1 protein-coding gene is annotated in these 1,767 nt (G+C 32.7%); it reads right to left on the bottom strand.

Translation table 11 applies throughout. The features are described from left to right. Nucleotides 1-103 precede the first annotated feature (103 nt). Nucleotides 104-1,177: a helix-turn-helix domain-containing protein gene (locus AB1349_14095; GenBank protein ID MEW6558456.1), complete on the bottom strand. Its 1,074-nt coding sequence runs from the start codon at nucleotides 1,175-1,177 to the stop codon at nucleotides 104-106. Between the last annotated feature and the right edge of the window lie 590 nt (nucleotides 1,178-1,767).

Consider the following 1,767-nt stretch of genomic DNA (forward strand, 5'->3'; position numbering starts at 1 on the left):
GTTATACTTATTTTATATTAAAACGTTTCATGGCTTTATATTAGTCCGGTTTTCTTCTATTATTGACTAAAAATATCCATGTTTACAATTCATTCATTACTTCTTATCCCCAGAATTTCCACCAGGGCTTTAACGCTTTCTTTTTCCATTCTTCAGCCTGTTCCTGTATTTTTTTTAGTTCAGCTTCAAGGTGCTGTTTTTCTTCAACCTGCTTCTTCTTGTATTCCTGTTCCGCTAGTAGTTTTTCTTCAAGTTCTTTTTTATCCTGCTCTTCTACTTTCCTTTTCTCCTCTTCGAATTTTAACCGATCTGCCAGTGCCATCTTCTCCTGATCTTTTACTTTCAATCTGAAATCCAGTTCTTGCTTTTTCTTTTCCTCAGATTTTAAAATAGATTCCATTTCAAGATATTTCTTTTCAATTTCCTCATTCTGAAGTTTTAACATAAGCAGATGTTCTGCGTTTTGAAGAAGAGTTTCATTAATTTTTTCAGGTTCTGCAGGTAAAAGCTTTAATTGCTCTTCCAGTTTTTTCTTTTCTTCTTTGAGACTGGAGGTTATTTCTGTGATTTGTTGCTTTTCTTCCTGGAGTTTTAATAAATCTTTCTCTGTCTTTGACCGGATGGTTTTCTCTTCCTGGAGAGATGTAGTAGTTTTTTCTTTTTCTTGCTGTAGTTCAGTTATCTGCTGCTCGAACTGATGGATCTTTGTATTTATCTCCTCATGTCCGGGTAGTGCTTTCAAATTTTCTTTTAACTGCTCAATTTCCATCCGTAGTGTTTCATTTTGTTCTTTTAAAAATTGATTCTCTGTCTGATATTTTCCGGCTAGGAATAGTGCTTGTTTTTCCAGAGGTTTCATTAATACTTGTTGTTGTTGTTCTATGGCTTTTTGTATAGCTTCATTTAAGTTTTCAGTGGTTAAGGTTGTTGCCTGTTGTTGCAGGTTGTTGCCTGTTGTTGCCTGTTGTTTCATGTTGTTGCAAGTTGTTGTTTCATGTTGTTGCACTTTATAACCTAAAAATTCTTCAAGTGTTGTTATATCTACTTCAAATATAATTTTTCCATGTTGTTGCACTTTGTGACATGGTAATTTTCCTTTACGAATATATCTGTAAATAGACGTTGTTGTTAAGCCTGTAATCTTTGCTGTTTCTTGAATTGTTAGACGTTGTTTCATGTTGTTTCACCCGAAAGTAAAATTCTCTCTTATATTGTATAAGTCCTGTATAGTAAATAATTTTTATTATTTTATATGCAATTTTTATATTAAAAACAGTCGTTTTTGATACTGCAATTGGAGTCCATTAAAAACCGAGGGCTGATAAAAATTATGCCGCCATTTTTTCAAGATTTTTACCGGTCTGAAATTCAGGATACCATCGTTGGAATGTTTCTACCAGTTCATTATTCAATGTTTTTGTTCTCACCTGGAGTAGTAATTCCACATGAATCATGCAAAAATGTATCTCTTTGCAGACAGGCTATTTCTTTCATAACCAGAGGATAATGTGTTTTAGCTTCAATAATTGTGGCATGACCATCATAGCTGCAGTGTGCTGGAAAGTAAACAAAAGTTTATTATAAATATAGCCTTCAGTTTTTAATGGACTCTCCATTTTCATTTATATTTCTTGATTTTAAAAACCTGTATTCAATTAACACCACCGGAAATGTTATAAATGGATAAAGCAGCATTAAAAGAGAAAAAATTATCAATGAAGAGTTATTATTTATATAAGATGGCCATATACCTGGACCGATTATTAT

Source organism: Elusimicrobiota bacterium (assembly GCA_040757695.1).
Lineage (GTDB): Bacteria > Elusimicrobiota > UBA8919 > UBA8919 > UBA8919 > JBFLWK01.